This is a genomic window from uncultured Escherichia sp. (genome assembly GCF_948475835.1).
Taxonomy (GTDB): Bacteria; Pseudomonadota; Gammaproteobacteria; order Enterobacterales; family Enterobacteriaceae; genus ECMA0423.
In genome coordinates, this window is record NZ_CAOLGM010000001.1 from 11,736 (window position 1) to 34,950 (window position 23,215).

The 23,215-nt window shown below is 52.2% G+C and carries 19 protein-coding genes and 1 pseudogene (1 of these 20 running past the window's edge); 10 read left to right on the forward strand and 10 right to left on the reverse strand.

Annotated features, from left to right (window positions below; all coding sequences use genetic code 11):
• The 9 genes and pseudogenes from yhdJ to QZF50_RS00095 all read right to left on the reverse strand — a co-directional run.
• Positions 1-35, reverse strand: a pseudogene (gene yhdJ / locus QZF50_RS00055) (adenine-specific DNA-methyltransferase) (it extends 836 nt beyond the left edge of the window).
• Between the two features lie 85 nt (positions 36-120).
• Complete coding sequence (fis, locus tag QZF50_RS00060; RefSeq protein ID WP_000462905.1) at positions 121-417, reverse strand: DNA-binding transcriptional regulator Fis; 297 nt, start codon at positions 415-417, stop codon at positions 121-123.
• A gap of 25 nt (positions 418-442) precedes the next feature.
• A complete protein-coding gene (gene dusB / locus QZF50_RS00065; protein WP_001219652.1) occupies positions 443-1,408 on the reverse strand; it encodes a tRNA dihydrouridine synthase DusB in 966 nt (321 codons plus the stop codon).
• A gap of 328 nt (positions 1,409-1,736) precedes the next feature.
• Complete coding sequence (prmA, locus tag QZF50_RS00070) at positions 1,737-2,618, reverse strand: 50S ribosomal protein L11 methyltransferase (protein ID WP_001145827.1); 882 nt, start codon at positions 2,616-2,618, stop codon at positions 1,737-1,739.
• An 11-nt stretch (positions 2,619-2,629) separates the two neighbouring features.
• Positions 2,630-4,081, reverse strand: a complete 1,452-nt coding sequence (gene panF / locus QZF50_RS00075; RefSeq protein WP_001175728.1) for a sodium/pantothenate symporter — start codon at positions 4,079-4,081, stop codon at positions 2,630-2,632.
• A complete protein-coding gene (locus QZF50_RS00080) occupies positions 4,071-4,313 on the reverse strand; it encodes a YhdT family protein (protein WP_000381170.1) in 243 nt (80 codons plus the stop codon). The genes panF and QZF50_RS00080 overlap by 11 nt, the downstream gene beginning before the upstream one ends.
• A 108-nt stretch (positions 4,314-4,421) precedes the next feature.
• Positions 4,422-5,771 carry an acetyl-CoA carboxylase biotin carboxylase subunit gene (accC, locus tag QZF50_RS00085; protein ID WP_000884620.1) on the reverse strand — a complete coding sequence of 450 codons (1,350 nt, stop codon included), beginning with the start codon at positions 5,769-5,771 and terminating at the stop codon, positions 4,422-4,424.
• A gap of 10 nt (positions 5,772-5,781) precedes the next feature.
• Complete coding sequence (accB, locus tag QZF50_RS00090; RefSeq protein ID WP_000354622.1) at positions 5,782-6,252, reverse strand: acetyl-CoA carboxylase biotin carboxyl carrier protein; 471 nt, start codon at positions 6,250-6,252, stop codon at positions 5,782-5,784.
• A 977-nt stretch (positions 6,253-7,229) separates the two neighbouring features.
• Entirely contained in the window at positions 7,230-8,204 is a 975-nt protein-coding gene (locus tag QZF50_RS00095; protein WP_001148478.1) for an MDR family oxidoreductase, read from the reverse strand.
• Positions 8,205-8,355: 151 nt separating this feature from the next.
• On the opposite strand from QZF50_RS00095, the gene csrD reads away from it, so the two are divergent.
• The 8 genes from csrD to tldD all read left to right on the forward strand — a co-directional run bounded on the left by csrD (position 8,356) and on the right by tldD (position 20,831).
• Positions 8,356-10,296: an RNase E specificity factor CsrD gene (csrD, locus tag QZF50_RS00100; protein ID WP_001241436.1), complete on the forward strand. Its 1,941-nt coding sequence runs from the start codon at positions 8,356-8,358 to the stop codon at positions 10,294-10,296.
• 304 nt (positions 10,297-10,600) lie between these two features.
• On the forward strand, positions 10,601-11,644 hold the full coding sequence (gene mreB / locus QZF50_RS00105) for a rod shape-determining protein MreB (protein WP_000913396.1): 1,044 nt from the start codon (positions 10,601-10,603) through the stop codon (positions 11,642-11,644).
• A gap of 65 nt (positions 11,645-11,709) precedes the next feature.
• Entirely contained in the window at positions 11,710-12,813 is a 1,104-nt protein-coding gene (gene mreC, locus QZF50_RS00110; protein ID WP_000802516.1) for a rod shape-determining protein MreC, read from the forward strand.
• Positions 12,813-13,301: a rod shape-determining protein MreD gene (mreD, locus tag QZF50_RS00115; protein WP_000179409.1), complete on the forward strand. Its 489-nt coding sequence runs from the start codon at positions 12,813-12,815 to the stop codon at positions 13,299-13,301. The genes mreC and mreD overlap by 1 nt, the downstream gene beginning before the upstream one ends.
• 8 nt (positions 13,302-13,309) lie before the next feature.
• Positions 13,310-13,903, forward strand: coding sequence for a nucleoside triphosphate pyrophosphatase YhdE (gene yhdE, locus QZF50_RS00120; RefSeq protein WP_000203096.1), 594 nt, complete (start codon positions 13,310-13,312; stop codon positions 13,901-13,903).
• Positions 13,893-15,362 carry a ribonuclease G gene (gene rng / locus QZF50_RS00125; RefSeq protein WP_000123197.1) on the forward strand — a complete coding sequence of 490 codons (1,470 nt, stop codon included), beginning with the start codon at positions 13,893-13,895 and terminating at the stop codon, positions 15,360-15,362. The genes yhdE and rng overlap by 11 nt, the downstream gene beginning before the upstream one ends.
• A 67-nt stretch (positions 15,363-15,429) precedes the next feature.
• Positions 15,430-19,230, forward strand: a complete 3,801-nt coding sequence (yhdP, locus tag QZF50_RS00130) for an AsmA2 domain-containing protein YhdP (RefSeq protein WP_001253559.1) — start codon at positions 15,430-15,432, stop codon at positions 19,228-19,230.
• Between the two features lie 155 nt (positions 19,231-19,385).
• Positions 19,386-20,831: a metalloprotease TldD gene (tldD, locus tag QZF50_RS00135; protein WP_000055909.1), complete on the forward strand. Its 1,446-nt coding sequence runs from the start codon at positions 19,386-19,388 to the stop codon at positions 20,829-20,831.
• A gap of 127 nt (positions 20,832-20,958) precedes the next feature.
• Here the strand turns inward: tldD and aaeR are convergent, their stop codons facing one another.
• The gene (gene aaeR / locus QZF50_RS00140; RefSeq protein WP_000440317.1) at positions 20,959-21,888 is read right to left on the reverse strand and encodes an HTH-type transcriptional activator AaeR; all 930 of its coding nucleotides are present in this window, start codon (positions 21,886-21,888) and stop codon (positions 20,959-20,961) included.
• 182 nt (positions 21,889-22,070) lie between these two features.
• On the opposite strand from aaeR, the gene aaeX reads away from it, so the two are divergent.
• Both aaeX and aaeA read left to right on the forward strand, forming a co-directional pair.
• Positions 22,071-22,274: a p-hydroxybenzoic acid efflux pump operon protein AaeX gene (aaeX, locus tag QZF50_RS00145; RefSeq protein ID WP_000051841.1), complete on the forward strand. Its 204-nt coding sequence runs from the start codon at positions 22,071-22,073 to the stop codon at positions 22,272-22,274.
• A gap of 7 nt (positions 22,275-22,281) precedes the next feature.
• Entirely contained in the window at positions 22,282-23,214 is a 933-nt protein-coding gene (gene aaeA, locus QZF50_RS00150) for a p-hydroxybenzoic acid efflux pump subunit AaeA (protein WP_000854033.1), read from the forward strand.
• The last annotated feature ends 1 nt before the right edge of the window (position 23,215 follow it).

The window sequence follows — 23,215 nt, forward strand, 5'->3', positions numbered from 1 at the left end:
TTACCAAACCGGGTCGGTTCACATCCTGTTCTCATGGTCACTCCCTTTGTGACACCTATAAAAAAGGCGCTTCCCCATGCCGAGTAGCGCCTTTTTAATCAAGCATTTAGCTAACCTGAATTAGTTCATGCCGTATTTTTTCAATTTTTTACGCAGCGTACCACGGTTGATGCCCATCATCAGCGCAGCACGGGTCTGGTTACCACGGGTGTATTGCATCACCATGTCCAACAGGGGCTGTTCTACTTCAGCCAGTACCAGCTCATAGAGGTCATTCACATCCTGACCATTCAGTTGAGCAAAATAGTTCTTCAGTGCCTGTTTAACCGAGTCACGCAGGGGTTTTTGGGTTACCTGATCCTGAGAGTTAACGGTAGAAACGGTCAGTACGTCAGAATTTACGCGTTGTTCGAACATAGTTCTGTCAGCTCTTTATTTCTGTTTACGCAAAATTTTCGAAGTATGCCTCCAACGCCTCCAGCTGTTCGCTGGCATCCTCAATGGCGTTGAATGTGCGCCGAAACTGGTCATTTGGAGCGTGTTCCTGGAGATACCAGGAAACGTGTTTACGTGCAATTCGGTACCCTTTTGCCGGACCATAAAAGTCATGCAGTTCCCGAACGTGCGCGCAAAGCAAGCGCTTAACCTCTGCCAAAGGCAGCGGGGGCAGCAACTCCCCAGTGTCCAGATAATGCTGGATTTCCCGAAAGATCCAGGGTCTTCCCTGAGCTGCGCGGCCTATCATCAGGGCATCCGCCCCTGTATAGTCGAGCACAGCTCTGGCTTTAAGCGGGTCAGTAATGTCGCCATTCGCGATAACCGGAATGGAAACTTTCTGCTTAACTGCCCGAATACTGTCGTACTCAGCTTCTCCATTGAACAAACAGGCGCGTGTACGGCCATGAATGGTCAGAGCCTGAATGCCACAGTCTTCAGCCAGTTGGGCAATCTCTTCGCAGTTACGGTGTTCCGGTGCCCAGCCGGTGCGAATCTTCAGGGTAACAGGAACGTCCACTGCATTGACGACCTCGGTAAGGATCGATTTAACGACATCCGGGTACTGCAAGAGGGCTGAACCTGCGAGCTTGCGATTCACTTTTTTAGCCGGGCAACCCATATTGATATCAATAATCTGGGCACCGCTTTCCACGTTAATACGTGCTGCATCTGCCATTTCTTTCGGATCGCTACCAGCAATTTGCACGGTGCGAATACCGGGTTCATCAATGTGCACCATCCGTAAACGAGATTTGTCGCTTTCCCAAACCTGTGGGTTAGAAGACATCATCTCGGATACTGTCAATCCGGCTCCCATCTCGTAGCACAACGTCCGAAAAGGTCTGTCTGTAATGCCAGCCATGGGCGCTGCGATCAGGCGATTTCTGAGCTGATATTGTCCGATGCGCATGAGTTAAGAAATGACCATACTGTGACTGCAAGGCGGCGTATATTACGCATTTTTTGCACGAGATGAAAGGCCAAACTTTGACCAATCCTCTGAGATGGATCAAAGAATTGCATTTAAAATGAGCGTGGTGCGATAATTACTCATAAAAATCATCATATTAGAAAATAGTGACTAAAATTTACACTCAAAGAAATTTGAGTAAGTTCTCAATTTTTCTTTATGAATGAAAATTTTGGCACGCAAATTTGCGTAAATAACCGGCAAATTTACGTGCCTTTTGTGAGCTTGCTCGCACTTCGCCCCGCGTCACCCTACGGCGATGCGAAGGTTAATTCTTACGACCGGTAATACGGCACCACTCTTCTTTTTCCACGACCGGGTCCAGTGCGAAGCTATCGGCATAAGCTTCACAAACGCTCTCTGCCTGGCTTGCCAGAATACCGGAAAGGCCCAGCAAACCGCCTGAAACCGGCAGGACGCTGATTAACGGTGCCAGTTCACGTAATGGGCCTGCAAGGATGTTAGCGACCACCACGTCGGCTTTCATTTCTTCTGGCTGATCTTTCGGTAAGTAGAGTTCCAGACGGTCAGAAACGCCATTACGTTCGGCGTTGTCGCGGCTGGCCTGAATCGCCTGCGGATCGATATCAATACCAATGGCTTTTGCTGCACCCAGTTTCAGCGCCGCGATCGCCAGAATGCCGGAACCACAGCCAAAGTCGATGACTGTTTTACCGGTTAAATCGAGGCTGTCGAGCCATTGCAGGCACAGAGAGGTGGTTGGATGGGTACCCGTACCAAACGCCAGCCCTGGATCTAACATCACGTTGACGGCGTTTTCGTCCGGCACATCACGCCAGCTAGGGCAGATCCACAGTCGTTCACCAAAGCGCATCGGGTGGAAATTATCCATCCATTCGCGCTCCCAGTCTTTATCTTCTAGTTGTTCGATTTTATGCGCGAAGCCTGCGCCGAGCAGCGGATGGTTTTCCAGAATCGCCACCACGTCGTTCATATCGGTTTCAGCGTCGAACAGACCAATCACATCGGTGTCGCCCCACAGGCGCGTTTCGCCCGGCAGCGGCTCAAATACTGGCGTATCGTGGGTATCCTGAAAAGTGATAGAAACGGCACCCGCTTCCATCAGCGCATCGCTAAGATCTTCCGCGTTCGCGCCGGTGGTGTTCAGTTTCAGTTGGATCCAAGGCATGGCAAAACTCTTTATTTATCAGTAGTCAAAACGGTAGCTTGCGGGACGGATGTACCGAAACGGTTTCCGACCAGGAAAGCCAGCAAACTTAGTAGTAACGAGGGCACAATAGGGTGGAAGCCCAGGTACTGAATATTCAGCGTCGCGAGTACGGCATACAGCACGCCGCCAACGATCATCGCACTTAGCGCGCCTTTGGCGTTGGCGCGTTCCCAGTAAAGACCCAGCACCAGCGGCCACAGGAAAACGGCTTCCAGCCCACCGAAGGCCAGCAAATTCAGCCAGATGATCATTTCTGGCGGCTTCCAGGCGGCAAGCAGCAGCAACGCGCCGAGAACTAACGTAATTACCGCCGACATCCGCTTCAGACGCGTCTCGTTTTGCATTTGATCCGGACGGATATTCAGATAGAGATCTTTAATGATCGTAGCGGAACTTTGCAGCAGTTGGGCGTTAATTGTCGACATGATCGCAGCCATAGGTGCAGCCAGAAAGATCCCGGCAGCAAAAGGTGGCAGCACTTTTACCATTAACGTCGGGATCACCAGATCCGGTACGGTGAGATCGGGGATCACTGCACGACCTAACGCTCCGGCCAGGTGCATACCGAACATCAGGATTGCGACTACAATCGTACCGATGATGATCCCCCGGTGTACTGCTTTGCTGTCTTTATAAGAGATACAGCGCACCGCAGTATGCGGCAGGCCAATCACGCCAAAGCACACCAGTACCCAGAACGACGTCATAAAGGCAGGCGACAGAATATCGTCAGCGCCTTGTGGCGTAACCAGTTGCGGATCGATGGTTTGCAAGGTCTGTACTGCGTTGCTTAAGCCGCCAGCGGCATGTACCACGCCAATAAGCAGCACAACGGTGCCAATCAGCATCACAAGCCCTTGCATGGTGTCGTTCAGCACGCTGGCGCGAAAGCCACCAAAGGCGGTATATAACGCAATGCTGATACCAAAAATCAGCAGCCCGGTTTCATAAGGAATACCCGCCGCGGTTTCCAGCAGGCGCGCACCGCCGATAAACTGCACGGTCATCGCACCAACGAACGCAACCAGCAAACTCAAACTCGCCAGCCACACCAGAAGACGACTCTGGTAGCGGGCAAACAGCATATCGTTCAGCGTCACTGCATTGTAGCGGCGCGCAAGAATCGCAAACTTCTTGCCGAGAATACCGAGTGAAAGCCAGACTGCAGGAAGCTGAATCATCGCCAGCAATACCCAGCCCAGGCCGTATTTATAAGCAGCTCCTGGCCCGCCGATAAACGAACTGGCACTGATATAGGTCGCGGTGAGCGTCATCGCCAGCACAATACCGCCCATAGAGCGGCTGCCGAGGAAATACTCATTAAGGAAGGTGCCGGTGCTCCGTTTACGCATCGCATAAACAGAGATACCGAACACCACCACCAGATAGGCGACCAGCGGTAGAATTACTTCAAGCTGCATCGTCATCCTCCAGTGGGATATCGCGATAGATAAATTTCACCATCGCCCAGCACAGTCCAATAAACAGTAGCGGCGTCAGGATGCAGGCCATCTCAAACCAGCGCGGAAAGCCGGTAAAACCGGGGGCAACGCCAGGTAAGTAAGCGGCTACTAACCAAACTGCCAGATACAAAAGGGTCAGCCCCAGCGCCCAGCGCGCCTCTTTATGGGCCTGAACAAAACGAGTGTCCATTTTTTGTCCCTGATGGGTGAAGAAAGCGAGGATTGTACCTTATGGGGGTTGTCGATCCCCAGTAATAAAAAAGGCCGGAAAATCCGGCCTTTTGACGCTTTTGCAGTCTTATTTTTCCTGAAGACCGAGTTTTTTCTCCAGATAGTGGATGTTAGTGCCACCATGCTGGAAGTTCTCGTCATTCATGATGCGGATCTGCAGATCAACGTTGGTTTTGATACCGTCGATGATCAGCTCCTGCAGCGCATTCTTCATGCGAGCAATCGCCACGTCACGGTTTTCACCGTAGCAAATCAGCTTACCGATCATTGAGTCATAGTACGGCGGTACGGTGTAGCCCGCGTAGATATGAGACTCCCAACGCACTCCAAAACCGCCAGGTGCGTGGAAACGGGTGATTTTGCCTGGGCTTGGCAGGAAGGTGTTCGGATCTTCGGCGTTGATACGACATTCCACCGCATGGCCGCGAACGTGAACTTCTTCTTGCTTGATCGACAGCGGTTGACCGGCAGCGATACGCAGCTGTTCTTTGATCAGGTCAACGCCGGTGATCATTTCTGTAACCGGGTGTTCTACCTGAATACGGGTGTTCATTTCGATGAAATAGAACTCGCCGTTTTCGAACAGGAACTCGAAAGTACCTGCACCGCGATAGCCGATATCAACACACGCTTTAGCACAACGTTCGCCGATGTAGCGACGCAGTTCCGGTGTAATTCCCGGTGCTGGTGCTTCTTCGACCACTTTCTGGTGACGACGCTGCATAGAGCAGTCACGTTCCGCCAGATAGATAGCGTTGCCCTGACCGTCAGCCAGTACCTGAATCTCGACGTGGCGAGGATTTTCCAGGTATTTCTCCATGTAAACCATATCGTTATTGAATGCGGCTTTCGCTTCCGCACGGGTCATGGAGATGGATTGTGCCAGTTCAGCGTCGCCGCGCACTACACGCATACCACGACCGCCGCCGCCGCCGGAGGCTTTGATAATCACCGGATAACCTATGCGTTTAGCAATGGCACGGTTTTTATCCATATCGTCGCCCAGCGGGCCGTCAGAACCTGGTACGCAAGGAACGCCCGCTTTTTTCATCGCCGCGATTGCCGACACTTTGTCACCCATCAGGCGAATAGTGTCTGCTTTCGGGCCAATGAAGATAAAGCCGGAGCGTTCAACCTGCTCGGCAAAGTTGGCGTTCTCGGAGAGGAAGCCGTAACCCGGATGGATTGCTACTGCGCCGGTGATTTCAGCGGCGCTTATGATTGCCGGGATGTTCAGATAACTTTTTACTGACGGAGCAGGGCCAATACAGACCGTTTCATCTGCCAGTAATACGTGTTTTAGATCGCGATCCGCGCTGGAGTGCACAGCGACAGTCTTGATGCCCAGTTCTTTACAGGCACGAAGAATACGCAATGCAATCTCGCCGCGGTTGGCAATAACAATTTTATCCAGCATGTTCGCCTCGTTACTCGATGACGACCAGCGGCTCGTCAAATTCTACCGGTTGTCCACTTTCGACCAGAATTGCTTTCACGGTACCGGATTTGTCCGCTTCGATCTGGTTCATCATTTTCATGGCTTCAACGATGCACAGGGTATCGCCCACGTTGACTTTCTGACCCACTTCGATGAACGCTTTTGCGTCCGGGCTTGGGGTGCGGTAGAAAGTACCAACCATCGGGGAGCGTACGATGTGACCACTGATTTCCGCTGCTGCTGGCGCTTCCATGGAAGGAACGGTCGCCGGAGCGGCTGCGTTAGATTGAGCTGGCTGCTGCATCATTGGTGCAGCGTAAGCTTGTTGCATCACAGGGAAACTTGCGGCAGGAGCTGCACGGCTGATGCGTACTGACTCTTCGCCTTCGGAGATTTCCAGTTCGGAGATGCCTGATTCTTCAACCAGCTCGATCAGTTTTTTAATCTTACGAATATCCATGAGTGGGTTCCGTACTCTTTGTTTAGTGTGATTGTGACAGGCGTTTCACCGCCGTCTGTAAAGCGTATGCCCCGACAGCTGTATGCATAGCGATAAATTCCAGCAGGCCGGGACGCCGGTCTATTTTGCCCCAGAGTGTCAATGTTAGACTTGACGGACATTGTGCAGCGATCTGCTGCTATCCTCCGGCAAAAAACAAAATATACCTTCGTTGCGCCAATGTCACCTTTTCCGCAGCGCAAAAACTGCGTCAGGGAGGACGAGGTCGCACATTATAACGATTTCGTAGCAATTGGCAGCTAAATACTGGTCTTATCAGGGAAGATAATCAACAGCTAACATGTAAATAACCTTCAACACCGTGTAATTTGCAACAAGCCGCACAATTCACGAAATTAGCGCCATCATCGACGGAACTTCTTATAACGTAAGGTGAAAAGCTGAAAAGCCAGCCCTGCGAAGATGAGGGGCTGCAATGAGATAATCTTCACAGACCACAAATAATGTAGGGATGCCAGGATCGCGACAAGATAGACGACATTACGCAGCGGTTGCTGGGGATTACCCAATTTTCACTGCATCGTCTGGATAGATGTGAATGCTAAAGCACGCAAAATCAACCGACTGACAATTCTCAGCATTAAATAGGTTCGAGTGGTTAATTTGTAGTCAAATAAAATCAGATTATTCACCCCATGGGACCAGAAATCAGTAACAGGTTAAGCGTAGTGTCGCCCAGGCAAAGCACCATAAACCTAACAGGCGACGGAGGCATATCAATAATGGCTGTTTAGAGGAGTATCAATGCGCATCAATTTGTGGTCAGTCGAAATCATGACTTTCCAGTTTGGATGATGTTGTACAACTTCCTGACCAAGGTGTTCGACGAAAGCTGTCCGGCTAACCGCTTTTCCCGTTAACCGATTGAATAATGATGTCAAAATGAGTTCCCTCTCTTATTATTCCTTGCTAAATGGTTAGTTAACCTTCACCAGCGTGCGACCCTGGATCTGGTTATTAATGATGGCCTCGGCAAAGTTCGGTGCCTCTGACAGAGATATCTCTTTTGCCGCCTGGGTATAGAATGATTCCGGTAAATCGGCGACCAGTCGCTGCCAGGCTTGTGCGCGGCGTTCTGGTGGCGTCATTACTGAATCCACCCCTTGCAAACGGACATTACGCAGAATAAATGGCATGACCGTGGTTGGCAGAGTAAAACCACCCGCCAGACCACAGGCCGCCACGCAGCCGCCGTAATTCATTTGCGCCAGCACTTTTGCCAGCACTTTGTCGCCAACAGTGTCAATTGCCCCAGCCCAGACTTGTTTTTCCAGAGGACGGGATTCGGCAAACTCATCACGAGGGAGAATACGACTGGCACCTAAACTTTTCAGATATTCATGGGTACTTTCGCGACCGGAAACGGCAACGACCTGATAACCCAACTTATGCAGCAGCGCCACGGCGGTACTGCCGACGCCACCACTGGCACCCGTCACGACAATCTCCCCGTCCTGCGGGCGAACACCGGCATCTTCCAGCGCCATCACACACAGCATGGCGGTAAAACCGGCAGTACCGATAATCATTGCTTTACGCGCGTCCAGCCCTTGCGGCATGGCAACCAGCCAGTCACCTTTCACTCGCGCCTGCTCCGCCAGCCCACCCCAGTGGTTTTCACCAACGCCCCAGCCAGTGAGTAACACCTCCTGACCGGCATGAAAACGCGGATCTTCGCTGGTGCGTACAGTTCCGGCAAAATCGATCCCAGGAATCATCGGAAAATTACGGATGATTTTTCCCTTACCGGTAATCGCCAGCGCATCTTTATAGTTCAGGCTCGACCAGTGAACATCAACCGTGACATCGCCCTCCGGCAGGCGACTTTCGTCAAGTGTCTGTACCGATGCGAGAGTTTTGCCGTCCTGCTGTTCTAAAAGTAACGCCTGCATAAGTGGTCCTCATGTGCATGATGGATTGGAAAATAATTTCTGAAGACTATACTCGCTAATGGAAAAGCAAAGCCGATGAAGCGCAATAAATTGCGAGATAAATCTGATTTGCTAGTATGCCCGCTTCCTCACTATCGGAGTTAACACAAGGATGAGATTAACGACGAAATTTTCGGCCTTTGTTACGCTGCTCACCGGGTTAACAATTTTTGTGACTTTGCTGGGCTGTTCGCTAAGTTTCTACAACGCAATTCAGTATAAGTTTAGTCATCGCGTTCAGGCGGTGGCGACGGCGATTGATACCCACCTTGTGTCGAATGACTTCAGCACATTAAGGCCACAAATTACCGAATTAATGATGTCGGCAGATATCGTTCGTGTAGACCTGCTCCATGGTGATAAACAGGTTTATACCCTGGCCAGAAATGGTAGTTATCGTCCGGTTGGCTCCAGCGATCTGTTTCGCGAACTGAGTGTTCCGTTGATAAAGCATCCGGGGATGTCGCTGCGTCTGGTTTATCAGGATCCGATGGGCAACTATTTCCATTCTTTAATGACTACCGCGCCGCTCACGGGGGCGATTGGCTTTATCATTGTTATGCTCTTTCTGGCGGTACGCTGGTTACAACGGCAACTTGCCGGGCAAGAATTGCTGGAAACCCGGGCTACTCGTATCTTAAACGGTGAGCGTGGCTCTAATGTGTTGGGAACCATCTATGAATGGCCGCCCAGAACCAGCAGTGCGCTAGATACGCTGCTTCGTGAAATTCAGAACGCACGCGAACAACACAGCCGTCTTGATACGCTGATCCGCTCTTATGCCGCCCAGGACGTGAAAACCGGCCTCAATAACCGACTCTTTTTCGATAATCAGTTAGCAACGTTACTGGAAGATCAGGAGAAAGTAGGTACCCACGGGATCGTGATGATGATTCGTCTGCCGGATTTCAATATGTTGAGCGATACTTGGGGGCACAGCCAGGTTGAAGAACAGTTCTTCACTCTGACGAATCTGCTGTCGACATTTATGATGCGCTACCCTGGCGCACTGCTGGCGCGTTACCACCGCAGTGATTTTGCTGCGCTGTTACCGCACCGGACGTTAAAAGAGGCAGAGAGCATCGCCGGTCAGTTAATCAAAGCCGTCGATACCTTGCCGAACAATAAAATGCTCGATCGCGACGATATGATCCACATTGGTATCTGCGCCTGGCGTAGTGGTCAGGATACCGAGCAGGTAATGGAACATGCAGAGTCTGCCACGCGTAATGCGGGATTGCAGGGCGGCAATAGCTGGGCTATTTACGATGACTCGTTGCCTGAAAAAGGACGCGGTAATGTTCGCTGGCGTACGCTTATCGAGCAAATGCTCAGTCGCGGCGGCCCGCGCCTTTATCAAAAACCGGCGGTTACTCGCGAAGGTCAGGTTCATCATCGCGAACTCATGTGCCGCATCTTCGATGGTAATGAAGAGGTTAGCTCGGCGGAGTATATGCCGATGGTCTTGCAGTTTGGCTTATCGGAAGAGTATGACCGTCTGCAAATCAGCCGTCTTATTCCACTATTGCGTTACTGGCCAGAGGAAAATCTGGCGATTCAGGTTACCGTTGAGTCGCTGATTCGCCCGCGTTTTCAGCGTTGGCTGCGCGATACGTTAATGCAATGTGAAAAATCACAACGAAAACGCATAATTATTGAACTTGCAGAGGCCGATGTAGGTCAACATATCAGTCGTTTACAACCTGTTATTCGTTTAGTGAATGCTTTAGGGGTACGGGTAGCCGTCAACCAGGCTGGTTTGACGCTGGTAAGCACCAGTTGGATCAAAGAACTTAATGTTGAGTTACTCAAGCTCCATCCGGGGCTGGTCAGAAACATTGAGAAGCGAACGGAGAACCAGCTGCTGGTTCAAAGCCTGGTGGAAGCCTGCTCCGGGACCAGCACCCAAGTTTACGCCACCGGTGTGCGTTCGCGAAGCGAGTGGCAGACCCTGATTCAGCGCGGTGTTACAGGCGGGCAAGGGGATTTTTTCGCGTCCTCACAGCCACTTGATACTAACGTGAAAAAATATTCACAAAGATACTCGGTTTAACCTGCCGTTTAATCTGTTTTCACGTAGAATAACGCGCGCTGCGTCTCATGGGAGTGTGCTTGTCTGCTCGCCAGATTGTTGCAGCACATATGCAGATGAATGACCTTACGCGGTTGCAAACAGGCGAGGAATGCTGCTGATGCATTAAGCCTTTCTGGACTCAGGCAGAGATTTGTAACAAAGGAAACGAACTGCACTAATTTTCACCGTAGCAGATGATTTTTGCGCCTTGTCGCTGCTGCGTGTGGTTGGTAAAGTAAGCGGATTTTCTTTTCCGCCCCAGCTTTCAGGATTATCCCTTAGTATGTTGAAAAAATTTCGTGGCATGTTTTCCAATGACTTGTCCATTGACCTGGGTACTGCGAATACCCTCATTTATGTAAAAGGACAAGGCATCGTATTGAATGAGCCTTCCGTGGTGGCCATTCGTCAGGATCGTGCCGGTTCACCGAAAAGCGTAGCTGCAGTAGGTCATGACGCGAAGCAGATGCTGGGCCGTACGCCGGGCAATATTGCTGCCATTCGCCCAATGAAAGACGGCGTTATCGCCGACTTCTTCGTGACTGAAAAAATGCTCCAGCACTTCATCAAACAAGTGCACAGCAACAGCTTTATGCGTCCAAGCCCGCGCGTTCTGGTTTGTGTACCGGTTGGCGCGACCCAGGTTGAACGCCGCGCAATTCGTGAATCCGCGCAGGGCGCTGGTGCCCGTGAAGTCTTCCTGATTGAAGAACCGATGGCTGCCGCAATTGGTGCTGGCCTGCCGGTTTCTGAAGCGACCGGTTCTATGGTGGTTGATATCGGTGGTGGTACCACTGAAGTTGCTGTTATCTCCTTGAACGGCGTGGTTTACTCCTCTTCCGTGCGCATTGGTGGTGATCGTTTCGACGAAGCTATCATCAACTATGTGCGTCGTAATTACGGTTCTCTGATCGGTGAAGCCACCGCAGAACGTATCAAGCACGAAATCGGTTCGGCTTACCCGGGCGATGAAGTCCGTGAAATCGAAGTTCGTGGCCGTAACCTGGCAGAAGGTGTTCCACGCGGTTTTACCCTGAACTCCAACGAAATCCTCGAAGCACTGCAGGAACCGCTGACCGGTATTGTGAGCGCGGTAATGGTTGCACTGGAACAGTGCCCGCCGGAACTGGCTTCCGACATCTCCGAGCGCGGCATGGTGCTCACCGGTGGTGGCGCACTGCTGCGTAACCTTGACCGTTTGTTAATGGAAGAAACCGGCATTCCAGTCGTTGTTGCTGAAGACCCGCTGACCTGTGTGGCGCGCGGTGGCGGCAAAGCGCTGGAAATGATCGACATGCACGGCGGCGACCTGTTCAGCGAAGAGTAATCGGATGCAGGCAGGGGAAATGTCTGTTTACCCTGCCTGGTCTGATACGAGAATACGCATAACTTATGAAGCCAATTTTTAGCCGTGGCCCGTCGCTACAGATTCGCCTTATTCTGGCGGTGCTGGTGGCGCTCGGCATTATTATTGCCGACAGCCGCCTGGGGACGTTCAGTCAAATCCGTACTTATATGGATACCGCCGTCAGTCCTTTCTACTTTGTTTCCAATGCTCCTCGTGAATTGCTGGATGGCGTATCGCAGACGCTGGCCTCGCGTGACCAACTAGAACTTGAAAACCGGGCGTTACGTCAGGAACTGTTGCTGAAAAACAGTGAACTGCTGATGCTTGGACAATACAAACAGGAGAACGCGCGTCTGCGCGAGCTGCTGGGTTCCCCGCTGCGTCAGGATGAGCAGAAAATGGTGACTCAGGTTATCTCCACGGTTAACGATCCTTATAGCGATCAAGTTGTTATCGATAAAGGTAGCGTTAATGGCGTTTATGAAGGCCAGCCGGTCATCAGCGACAAAGGTGTTGTTGGTCAGGTGGTGGCCGTCGCTAAACTGACCAGTCGCGTGCTGCTGATTTGTGATGCGACCCACGCGCTGCCAATCCAGGTGCTGCGCAACGATATCCGCGTAATTGCAGCCGGTAACGGTTGTACGGATGATTTGCAGCTTGAGCATCTGCCAGCGAATACGGATATTCGTGTTGGTGATGTGCTGGTGACCTCCGGTCTGGGCGGTCGTTTCCCGGAAGGCTATCCGGTCGCGGTTGTCTCTTCCGTAAAACTCGATACCCAGCGCGCTTATACTGTGATTCAGGCGCGTCCGACTGCAGGACTGCAACGTTTGCGTTATCTGCTGCTGCTGTGGGGCGCGGATCGTAACGGCGCTAACCCGATGACGCCGGAAGAGGTGCATCGTGTTGCTAATGAACGTCTGATGCAGATGATGCCGCAGGTATTGCCTTCGCCAGACGCGATGGGGCCAAAGTTACCTGAACCGGCAACGGGGATCGCTCAGCCGACTCCGCAGCAACCGACGACAGGAAATGCAGCTACTGCGCCTGCTGCGCCCACACAGCCTGCTGCTAATCGCTCTCCACAAAGGGCTACGCCGCCGCAAAGTGGTGCTCAACCGCCTGCGCGTGCGCCGGGAGGGCAATAGTGGCGAGCTATCGTAGCCAGGGACGTTGGGTAATCTGGCTCTCTTTCCTCATTGCGCTGTTGCTGCAAATCATGCCCTGGCCGGATAACCTGATTGTTTTCCGGCCAAACTGGGTGTTACTCATCTTGTTGTATTGGATCCTGGCCTTGCCTCATCGCGTAAATGTGGGCACAGGTTTTGTGATGGGTGCCATACTGGATCTGATCAGCGGCTCGACGCTTGGCGTACGCGTATTGGCGATGAGCATCATTGCTTACCTGGTGGCGCTGAAATACCAGCTTTTCCGCAACCTCGCATTATGGCAGCAGGCGCTGGTCGTCATGTTGCTTTCGCTGGTGGTGGATATTATTGTTTTCTGGGCAGAGTTTTTAGTGATTAACGTCTCTTTCAGACCGGAAGTGTTCTGGAGTAGTGTAGTCAATGGGGTGCTCTGGCCGTGGATTTTCTTGCTGATGCGTAAAGTCCGTCAGCAGTTTGCAGTGCAATAAAGGTTTCTATGACTTCTCTGTATTTAGCTTCCGGTTCTCCGCGTCGTCAGGAGTTACTTGCGCAACTTGGCGTGACCTTTGAACGTATTGTTACAGGCATTGAGGAGCAGCGTCAGCCGCAGGAGAGCGCGCAGCAGTATGTTGTGCGTCTGGCGCGCGAGAAAGCACAGGCGGGTGTCGCGCAAACGGCGCAGGATCTCCCGGTGCTGGGTGCGGATACTATCGTTATCCTGAATGGAGAAGTGCTGGAGAAACCGCGCGACGCAGAGCATGCGGCGCAGATGTTGCGCAAATTATCGGGTCAGACCCATCAGGTGATGACGGCAGTGGCGTTGGCCGACAGCCAGCACATTCTCGATTGCCTGGTGGTCACCGATGTGACTTTCAGAACGTTAACAGACGAAGACATCGCGGGCTATGTCGCCAGCGGTGAACCGTTAGATAAAGCAGGTGCATACGGTATTCAGGGGCTGGGTGGCTGTTTTGTCAGGAAGATAAATGGCAGCTATCACGCCGTAGTCGGCTTACCGCTGGTTGAAACGTATGAATTATTAAGTAATTTTAACGCACTGCGTGAGAAAAGGGATAAACATGACGGCTGAATTGTTAGTAAACGTAACGCCTTCGGAAACGCGAGTGGCGTATATTGATGGCGGTATTCTGCAGGAAATTCATATTGAACGTGAGGCGCGACGCGGAATAGTAGGCAATATCTACAAGGGTCGTGTAAGTCGTGTACTTCCGGGTATGCAGGCGGCTTTTGTAGATATTGGGCTGGATAAAGCCGCGTTTCTTCATGCATCCGATATCATGCCGCACACCGAATGTGTGGCGGGTGAAGAACAAAAGCAATTCACGGTGCGCGACATCTCGGAACTGGTTCGTCAGGGGCAAGATCTGATGGTGCAGGTGGTGAAAGATCCGCTTGGCACTAAAGGTGCGCGCCTGACCACCGATATCACGCTGCCTTCTCGCTATCTGGTGTTTATGCCAGGGGCTTCTCACGTTGGGGTTTCCCAACGTATTGAAAGCGAATCAGAACGTGAACGCCTGAAAAAAGTGGTCGCAGAGTATTGCGACGAGCAGGGCGGGTTTATCATCCGTACCGCAGCGGAAGGGGTTGGCGAGGCTGAACTGGCCTCCGATGCCGCTTATCTGAAACGCGTCTGGACCAAAGTTATGGAGCGTAAAAAACGCCCGCAGACCCGTTATCAGCTGTACGGCGAACTGGCGCTGGCGCAGCGTGTTCTGCGTGATTTCGCCGACGCCGAACTGGACCGCATTCGCGTTGACTCACGCCTGACTTACGAAGCATTGCTGGAGTTTACCTCGGAGTACATTCCCGAGATGACCAGCAAGCTGGAGCATTACACCGGACGCCAGCCGATTTTCGATCTCTTTGATGTCGAAAACGAAATCCAGCGAGCGCTGGAACGCAAAGTAGAACTGAAATCCGGTGGTTATCTGATTATCGACCAGACCGAAGCGATGACCACCGTGGACATCAATACCGGGGCGTTTGTCGGTCATCGCAATCTGGACGACACCATTTTCAATACCAATATTGAAGCGACGCAGGCTATCGCTCGCCAGTTACGGTTGCGCAATCTGGGCGGGATTATCATTATTGATTTCATCGATATGAATAATGAAGATCACCGCCGACGCGTGCTGCACTCGCTGGAGCAGGCATTGAGCAAAGACCGGGTGAAAACTAGCGTTAATGGTTTTTCGGCGCTGGGGCTGGTGGAGATGACGCGTAAACGCACCCGCGAAAGCATTGAGCACGTACTGTGTAACGAATGCCCAACCTGCCACGGTCGCGGAACGGTGAAAACCGTGGAAACGGTATGCTATGAAATCATGCGCGAGATTGTTCGTGTCCACCATGCTTACGACTCCGACCGTTTCCTGGTCTATGCTTCTCCGGCAGTAGCTGAAGCCTTGAAAGGCGAAGAGTCACACTCGCTGGCGGAAGTGGAAATTTTCGTTGGTAAACAGGTTAAAGTACAAATTGAACCGCTCTATAACCAGGAGCAGTTTGACGTCGTAATGATGTAAACAGATGCTGGGCCGCCATCCGGCAAAGGGTTTTTGAGTCACATTTTTAGCAGACAAGGAGTGACGGGTGAGGCGATTGCCGGGGATTTTACTGCTTACTGGAGCCGCGCTCGTTGTGATCGCTGCCCTGCTGGTTAGCGGCCTGCGTATTGCTTTACCGCATCTTGACGCCTGGCGTCCGGAAATCCTCAACAAAATAGAATCCGCGACTGGCATGCCGGTAGAAGCCAGTCAGCTCTCAGCCAGCTGGCAGAATTTTGGCCCGACGCTTGAAGCACACGACATCCGTGCAGAACTAAAAGATGGCGGCGAATTTTCGGTTAAACGCGTTACTCTGGCGCTGGATGTCTGGCAGAGCTTGTTACATATGCGCTGGCAGTTTCGCGACCTCACTTTCTGGCAGCTGCGCTTTCGCACCAACACTCCTATCACCAGCGGTGGTGGTAATGATAGCCTGGAAGCCAGTCACATCAGCGATCTGTTTCTTCGTCAATTTGACCATTTCGATCTCCGCGACAGTGAAGTCAGTTTTCTGACGCCATCTGGTCAGCGCGCCGAGCTGGCGATCCCACAACTCACCTGGCTGAACGATCCACGTCGACACCGTGCGGAAGGCCTGGTAAGCCTCTCCAGCCTTACCGGACAGCACGGCGTGATGCAGGTGCGCATGGATTTGCGCGATGATGAGGGGTTGTTAAGCAATGGTCGCGTCTGGCTACAGGCGGATGACATCGACCTGAAGCCGTGGCTCGGTAAATGGATGCAGGACAATATTGCTCTGGAAACGGCACAGTTCTCCCTTGAAGGCTGGATGACGATCGACAAAGGCGATGTAACCGGCGGTGACGTCTGGCTGAAACAGGGCGGTGCCAGCTGGTTGGGCGAGAAGCAAACGCATACGCTGTCGGTGGATAATCTGACCGCGCATATTACGCGTGAAAATCCGGGCTGGCAGTTCTCTATTCCCGATACACGGATCACGATGGACGGCAAACCCTGGCCGAGCGGAGCATTGACGCTGGCCTGGATACCGGAACAGGACGTTGGCGGCAAAGACAATAAACGCAGTGACGAACTCCGGATTCGCGCCAGTAATCTGGAGCTGGCAGGCCTGGAGGGCATACGCCCGCTGGCCGCGAAACTTTCACCTGCACTGGGTGATGTTTGGCGCTCCACACAACCGAGCGGCAAGATTAACACTCTGGCGCTGGATATCCCGCTTCAGGCGGCAGACAAGACCCGTTTTCAGGCATCGTGGAGCGATCTGGCCTGGAAGCAATGGAAATTATTACCGGGTGCGGAACACTTCTCCGGGACGCTTTCCGGCAGCGTTGAAAATGGTTTGCTTACCGCGTCGATGAAGCAGGCAAAGATGCCTTACGAAACGGTATTCCGTGCGCCACTGGAAATCGCCGACGGCCAGGCAACTATAAGCTGGCTGAACAATGACAAAGGTTTCCAGCTGGATGGGCGTAATATTGACGTTAAAGCCAAAGCCGTCCATGCGCGCGGCGGTTTTCGTTACCTGCAACCTGCTAACGATGAACCCTGGCTGGGTATTCTGGCTGGCATCAGTACCGATGATGGTTCACAAGCCTGGCGCTATTTCCCGGAAAACTTGATGGGTAAAGACCTGGTTGATTACTTAAGTGGCGCGATTCAGGGCGGTGAAGCGGATAACGCGACGCTGGTTTATGGTGGCAATCCGCAACTCTTCCCCTATAAACACAACGAAGGTCAGTTTGAAGTGCTGGTGCCGCTGCGCAACGCGAAGTTTGCCTTCCAGCCGGACTGGCCTGCATTAACTAACCTTGATATTGAACTGGACTTTATTAACGACGGTTTATGGATGAAAACCGATGGCGTTAATCTGGGCGGCGTGCGCGCGAGTAATCTCACCGCAGTGATCCCTGACTACTCGAAAGAAAAACTGCTGATTGACGCTGACATTAAAGGTCCGGGTAAAGCCGTTGGCCCTTACTTTGATGAGACACCGCTGAAAGATTCTCTGGGTGCGACCCTGCAAGAACTCCAGCTCGACGGCGATGTGAATGCTCGCTTACATCTTGATATCCCGCTGAACGGCGAACTGGTAACCGCGAAAGGTGAAGTGACGCTGCGTAATAACAGTCTGTTTATCAAACCACTCGACAGCACCCTGAAAAATTTGAGCGGTAAATTCAGCTTTATCAATGGCGATCTGCAAAGTGAACCACTGACAGCAAGCTGGTTTAATCAGCCGTTGAACGTGGATTTTTCCACCAAAGAAGGGGCAAAAGCCTACCAGGTTGCGGTGAATCTCAACGGTAACTGGCAACCGGCGAAAACCAGCGTTCTGCCTGAAGCGGTGAACGAAGCATTGAGTGGCAGCGTGGCGTGGGATGGTAAAGTGGGCATTGATCTGCCTTATCATGCTGGCGCGACCTATAACGTAGAGATGAACGGCGATCTGAATAATGTGAGTAGTCACTTACCTTCACCGTTAGCCAAACCTGCGGGTGAACCACTAGCGGTAAACGTTAAGGTTGATGGCAATCTCAACAGCTTTGAATTAACCGGACAGGCTGGTGCGGATAACCATTTCAATAGCCGCTGGTTGCTTGGTCAAAAGCTGACGCTCGATCGTGCTATTTGGGCGGCAGACAGTAAAACGCTCCCGCCGTTGCCGGAACAAAGTGGCGTTGAACTCAATATGCCGCCGATGAATGGTGCCGAGTGGCTGGCCCTGTTCCAGAAAGGCGCTGCGGAGAGTGTCGGTGGTGCAGCGAGTTTCCCACAACACATAACGTTACGTACGCCTATGTTGTCACTGGGAAATCAGCAATGGAATAACCTGAGTATTGTTTCGCAACCGACGGCAAATGGCACCCTGGTTGAGGCGCAAGGGCGTGAAATCAACGCCACGCTAGCGATGCGTAATAACGCGCCGTGGCTGGCGAATATCAAATATCTTTATTACAACCCGAGCGTGGCGAAAACTCGTGGTGATTCAACGCCGTCATCACCTTTCCCGACAACGGAGCGCATTAACTTCCGTGGCTGGCCGGACGCACAAATACGATGCACAGAGTGCTGGTTCTGGGGGCAAAAATTCGGTCGCATTGACAGTGATATCACCATTTCTGGCGATACGTTAACGCTGACCAATGGACTGATTGATACTGGTTTCTCGCGGCTTACTGCCGATGGTGAATGGGTTAATAATCCGGAGAATGAACGTACCTCGCTGAAAGGAAAACTGCGCGGGCAGAAAATTGATGCCGCCGCAGAATTTTTTGGTGTCACGACGCCCATACGCCAGTCGTCATTTAATGTGGATTACGATTTACACTGGCGCAAAGCACCCTGGCAACCAGATGAGGCGACGTTGAATGGCATCATTCATACTCAACTGGGTAAAGGCGAAATTACCGAAATCAATACCGGACATGCCGGGCAATTGCTGCGCTTATTGAGCGTTGATGCCCTGATGCGTAAGCTGCGTTTTGATTTCAGAGACACTTTTGGCGAAGGGTTCTATTTTGACTCCATTCGCAGCACCGCGTGGATTAAAGACGGGGTTATGCACACCGACGACACGCTGGTGGATGGCCTGGAGGCGGATATCGCCATGAAAGGGTCGGTAAATCTGGTACGTCGCGACCTGAATATGGAAGCGGTTGTCGCACCAGAGATTTCTGCGACGGTGGGCGTGGCTGCGGCTTTTGCGGTTAACCCCATTGTTGGCGCGGCAGTATTTGCAGCCAGTAAAGTGCTGGGGCCGCTGTGGAGCAAAGTCTCCATTTTGCGCTATCACATTTCGGGTCCGCTGGACGATCCGCAAATCAACGAAGTGTTGCGCCAACCGCGTAAAGAAAAAGCGCAATGATTTGACGAGGGCGCGTAATTGCCCCAATCTCATATGATAATCGTTGCCAAAGGCCAACGAGCCGGAACATAACTGTAGGCCGGATAGGGCGTTCACGCCGCATCCGGCAGCCGTAAAAAATCCTCTACTGCAGTAACTAACGAGTAGCAAAAACGATGAGTCTGAACCTGGTAAGTGAACAATTGCTAGCGGCGAACGGCCTGAAACATCAGGACTTGTTCGCGATCCTCGGTCAACTGGCCGAACGTCGCCTTGATTATGGCGATCTCTATTTTCAGTCGAGCTATCACGAATCCTGGGTTTTAGAAGACCGCATTATTAAAGATGGTTCTTACAACATCGATCAGGGCGTTGGTGTGCGTGCAATCAGTGGTGAAAAAACCGGATTTGCTTACGCTGACCAAATCAGCCTGCTGGCGCTGGAACAGAGTGCGCAAGCGGCGCGCACCATCGTCCGTGATAGTGGTGATGGCAAAGTACAGACGCTGGGCGCGGTAGAGCATAGCCCGTTGTATACCTCGGTAGATCCGCTGCAAAGCATGAGCCGTGAAGAGAAGCTGGATATCCTGCGTCGCGTCGATAAGGTTGCCCGCGAAGCGGACAAGCGCGTACAAGAAGTGACTGCCAGCCTCAGCGGCGTTTATGAATTAATTCTGGTTGCGGCCACCGACGGCACGCTGGCGGCGGATGTTCGTCCGCTGGTGCGTCTTTCCGTGAGCGTTCTGGTCGAAGAAGATGGCAAACGCGAACGCGGTGCCAGTGGCGGCGGCGGTCGTTTTGGTTATGAGTTCTTCCTTGCCGATCTTGACGGCGAAGTCCGTGCGGATGCATGGGCAAAAGAAGCAGTGCGTATGGCGCTGGTCAATCTTTCTGCCGTTGCTGCACCAGCGGGCACCATGCCGGTAGTACTTGGCGCAGGTTGGCCGGGCGTGCTGTTGCATGAAGCGGTAGGTCACGGTCTGGAAGGCGACTTCAACCGCCGCGGCACTTCAGTATTTAGTGGGCAGGTCGGGGAGCTGGTGGCTTCAGAACTGTGTACCGTGGTTGATGACGGCACGATGGTCGATCGCCGTGGTTCGGTGGCGATTGATGACGAAGGTACGCCAGGCCAGTACAACGTGCTGATTGAGAACGGCATTCTGAAAGGCTACATGCAGGATAAACTCAACGCGCGTTTGATGGGGATGACGCCGACTGGCAACGGTCGCCGTGAATCCTACGCCCATCTGCCCATGCCGCGTATGACCAACACCTATATGCTGCCGGGTAAATCGACCCCGCAGGAAATTATTGAATCCGTTGAGTACGGTATCTATGCACCGAACTTTGGTGGCGGTCAGGTGGATATTACATCCGGCAAATTCGTTTTCTCCACTTCAGAAGCGTATCTGATTGAAAACGGTAAAGTAACGAAGCCGGTGAAAGGCGCGACGTTGATTGGTTCCGGTATCGAAACCATGCAGCAGATTTCGATGGTTGGCAACGACCTGAAACTGGATAACGGCGTGGGTGTCTGCGGTAAAGAAGGGCAAAGTTTGCCGGTTGGCGTGGGCCAGCCAACGCTGAAAGTTGATAACCTGACTGTTGGCGGTACTGCGTAATAATTTCATTATTTTCAGAAGGATAATTAATCTTTCTACGTGCACGAACGGTCCCCTCGCTCCTCTGGGGTTAGGGTGAGGGGAACCCGTTGGCACAGGTTTGAACAACGTAACAGTACAATATGAATTACTTCTCTTTCCCGCGCCCATGCATCTCCTGAAACAATTTACCGACCTCAACAAAATAATCCGTCAGCGAGTTGATCACGACCTGTACCTTCAGCGGCAGTTTATCTTTTTCGGTATACAACGCATAAACCGGGCGTGGATCTGACTGGTAACGCGGCAGCAGGATCTCCAGCTCCCCACGATTGATCTCGTTGATCACCCACATCAGCGGCACGTAGGCGATCCCGGCACCCGCCGTCAGCCAGCGCACCAGCGTCATCGGATCATTAGTCACAAATCTTCCTTGTGGGATCAGGCGAGTCGAGATCCCTTCCGGTGCGATCAGTTCAAATTCATTGTCGGGCCGCACGCTGTATTCAAGCCATGAATGACTACTCAAATCGGCGGGTTTTTCCGGTATGCCGTATTGTGTGAGATAGCTTTTCGCGGCGCACACCACCATCGGCATCGCGCCCAGACGGCGGGAAAACAGGCTGGAATCCTGCAACGCGCCGACGCGGATTACCACATCCAGACCATCGGCAATCAGGTCGGGGGCAGGAATTCCGGTAACCAGATTGACGCTCAAACCTGGGTATTCTTTCAGCATTTTTGCTGTCAGCCCGGCGAGAACATTTTGTGCCATAGTTGAAGAACAGCCAATGCGCAGCGTCCCGATGGGGGTGTTATTGAAGGCATACAGTTGCTCATGAACATCCTGCACTTCATGGAGCATCCGACGGCAGCCCTGGTAGTAAATTCTGCCGGCTTCAGTCAGACCAATGCTGCGTGTACTACGGTTTAACAGCTTTACCTGCAACTCATCTTCCAGTTTTGACACCGTCTGACTGATGGACGAAACGCTCATCTGTAGCTGTCTGGCGGCGGCGGTAAAAGAGCCAAATTCAACTACTTTGGCAAACACCGACATGCGTTTTAGTCGTTCCATTATTCACTCTGACTTAAAAGTGATTTAGATCACATAATATAGATAACAGCATAACAGTTACGCTAATATATTAAATATCAATCTACAGCAATGTTGCTCTCGCCCGGCTTTCCATGCCCTTCTCTGCGGCGACAGATGCTGAAAATAATAACGCCTGCTCTCTCTATACAACCAAGGTCGACATGAGTCTGTTTCCCGTTATCGTGGTGTTTGGGCTGTCCTTCCCACCGATATTTTTTGAATTGCTTTTATCACTGGCGATTTTCTGGCTGGTGCGCCGGGTACTTGTGCCAACAGGTATCTACGACTTTGTCTGGCATCCGGCGTTGTTCAACACCGCGCTCTATTGCTGCTTGTTTTATTTGATATCGCGACTGTTCGTTTGAGGTTGAAGTGAAAACACTAATAAGAAAATTCTCCCGTACGGCCATCACGGTCGTATTAGTCATTCTGGCCTTCATCGCAATTTTTAATGCCTGGGTCTATTACACCGAATCCCCGTGGACGCGTGACGCGCGCTTTAGCGCTGATGTCGTTGCGATCGCGCCGGACGTTTCTGGACTCATTACCCAGGTGAATGTTCATGATAACCAGCTGGTGAAAAAAGGACAGGTACTGTTCACCATCGACCAGCCGCGCTATCAAAAGGCGCTTGAGGAAGCGCAAGCCGATGTTGCTTATTATCAGGTACTGGCACAGGAGAAACGCCAGGAGGCCGGACGTCGTAATCGTCTCGGTGTGCAGGCGATGTCTCGCGAAGAGATCGACCAGGCCAACAACGTACTACAAACGGTTCTGCATCAGTTAGCGAAAGCGCAGGCGACCCGCGATCTGGCAAAACTGGATCTTGAACGCACGGTGATCCGCGCGCCAGCGGATGGCTGGGTGACCAACCTCAACGTCTATACCGGTGAGTTTATTACTCGTGGATCAACGGCGGTTGCGCTGGTGAAACAGAACTCTTTCTATGTACTGGCCTATATGGAAGAAACTAAGCTGGAAGGGGTGCGCCCTGGGTATCGTGCAGAGATCACGCCGCTTGGCAGTAACAAAGTGCTGAAAGGGACTGTTGATAGTGTTGCCGCTGGGGTCACCAACGCCAGCAGCACGCGTGACGACAAAGGGATGGCGACCATCGACTCTAACCTTGAATGGGTGCGTTTGGCGCAACGTGTTCCGGTTCGTATTCGTCTCGACAACCAGCAAGAGAACATCTGGCCTGCGGGCACCACTGCTACAGTGGTGGTCACTGGCAAACAAGATCGCGACGAAAGCCAGGATTCGTTCTTCCGTAAAATGGCCCATCGCCTGCGTGAGTTTGGTTAAT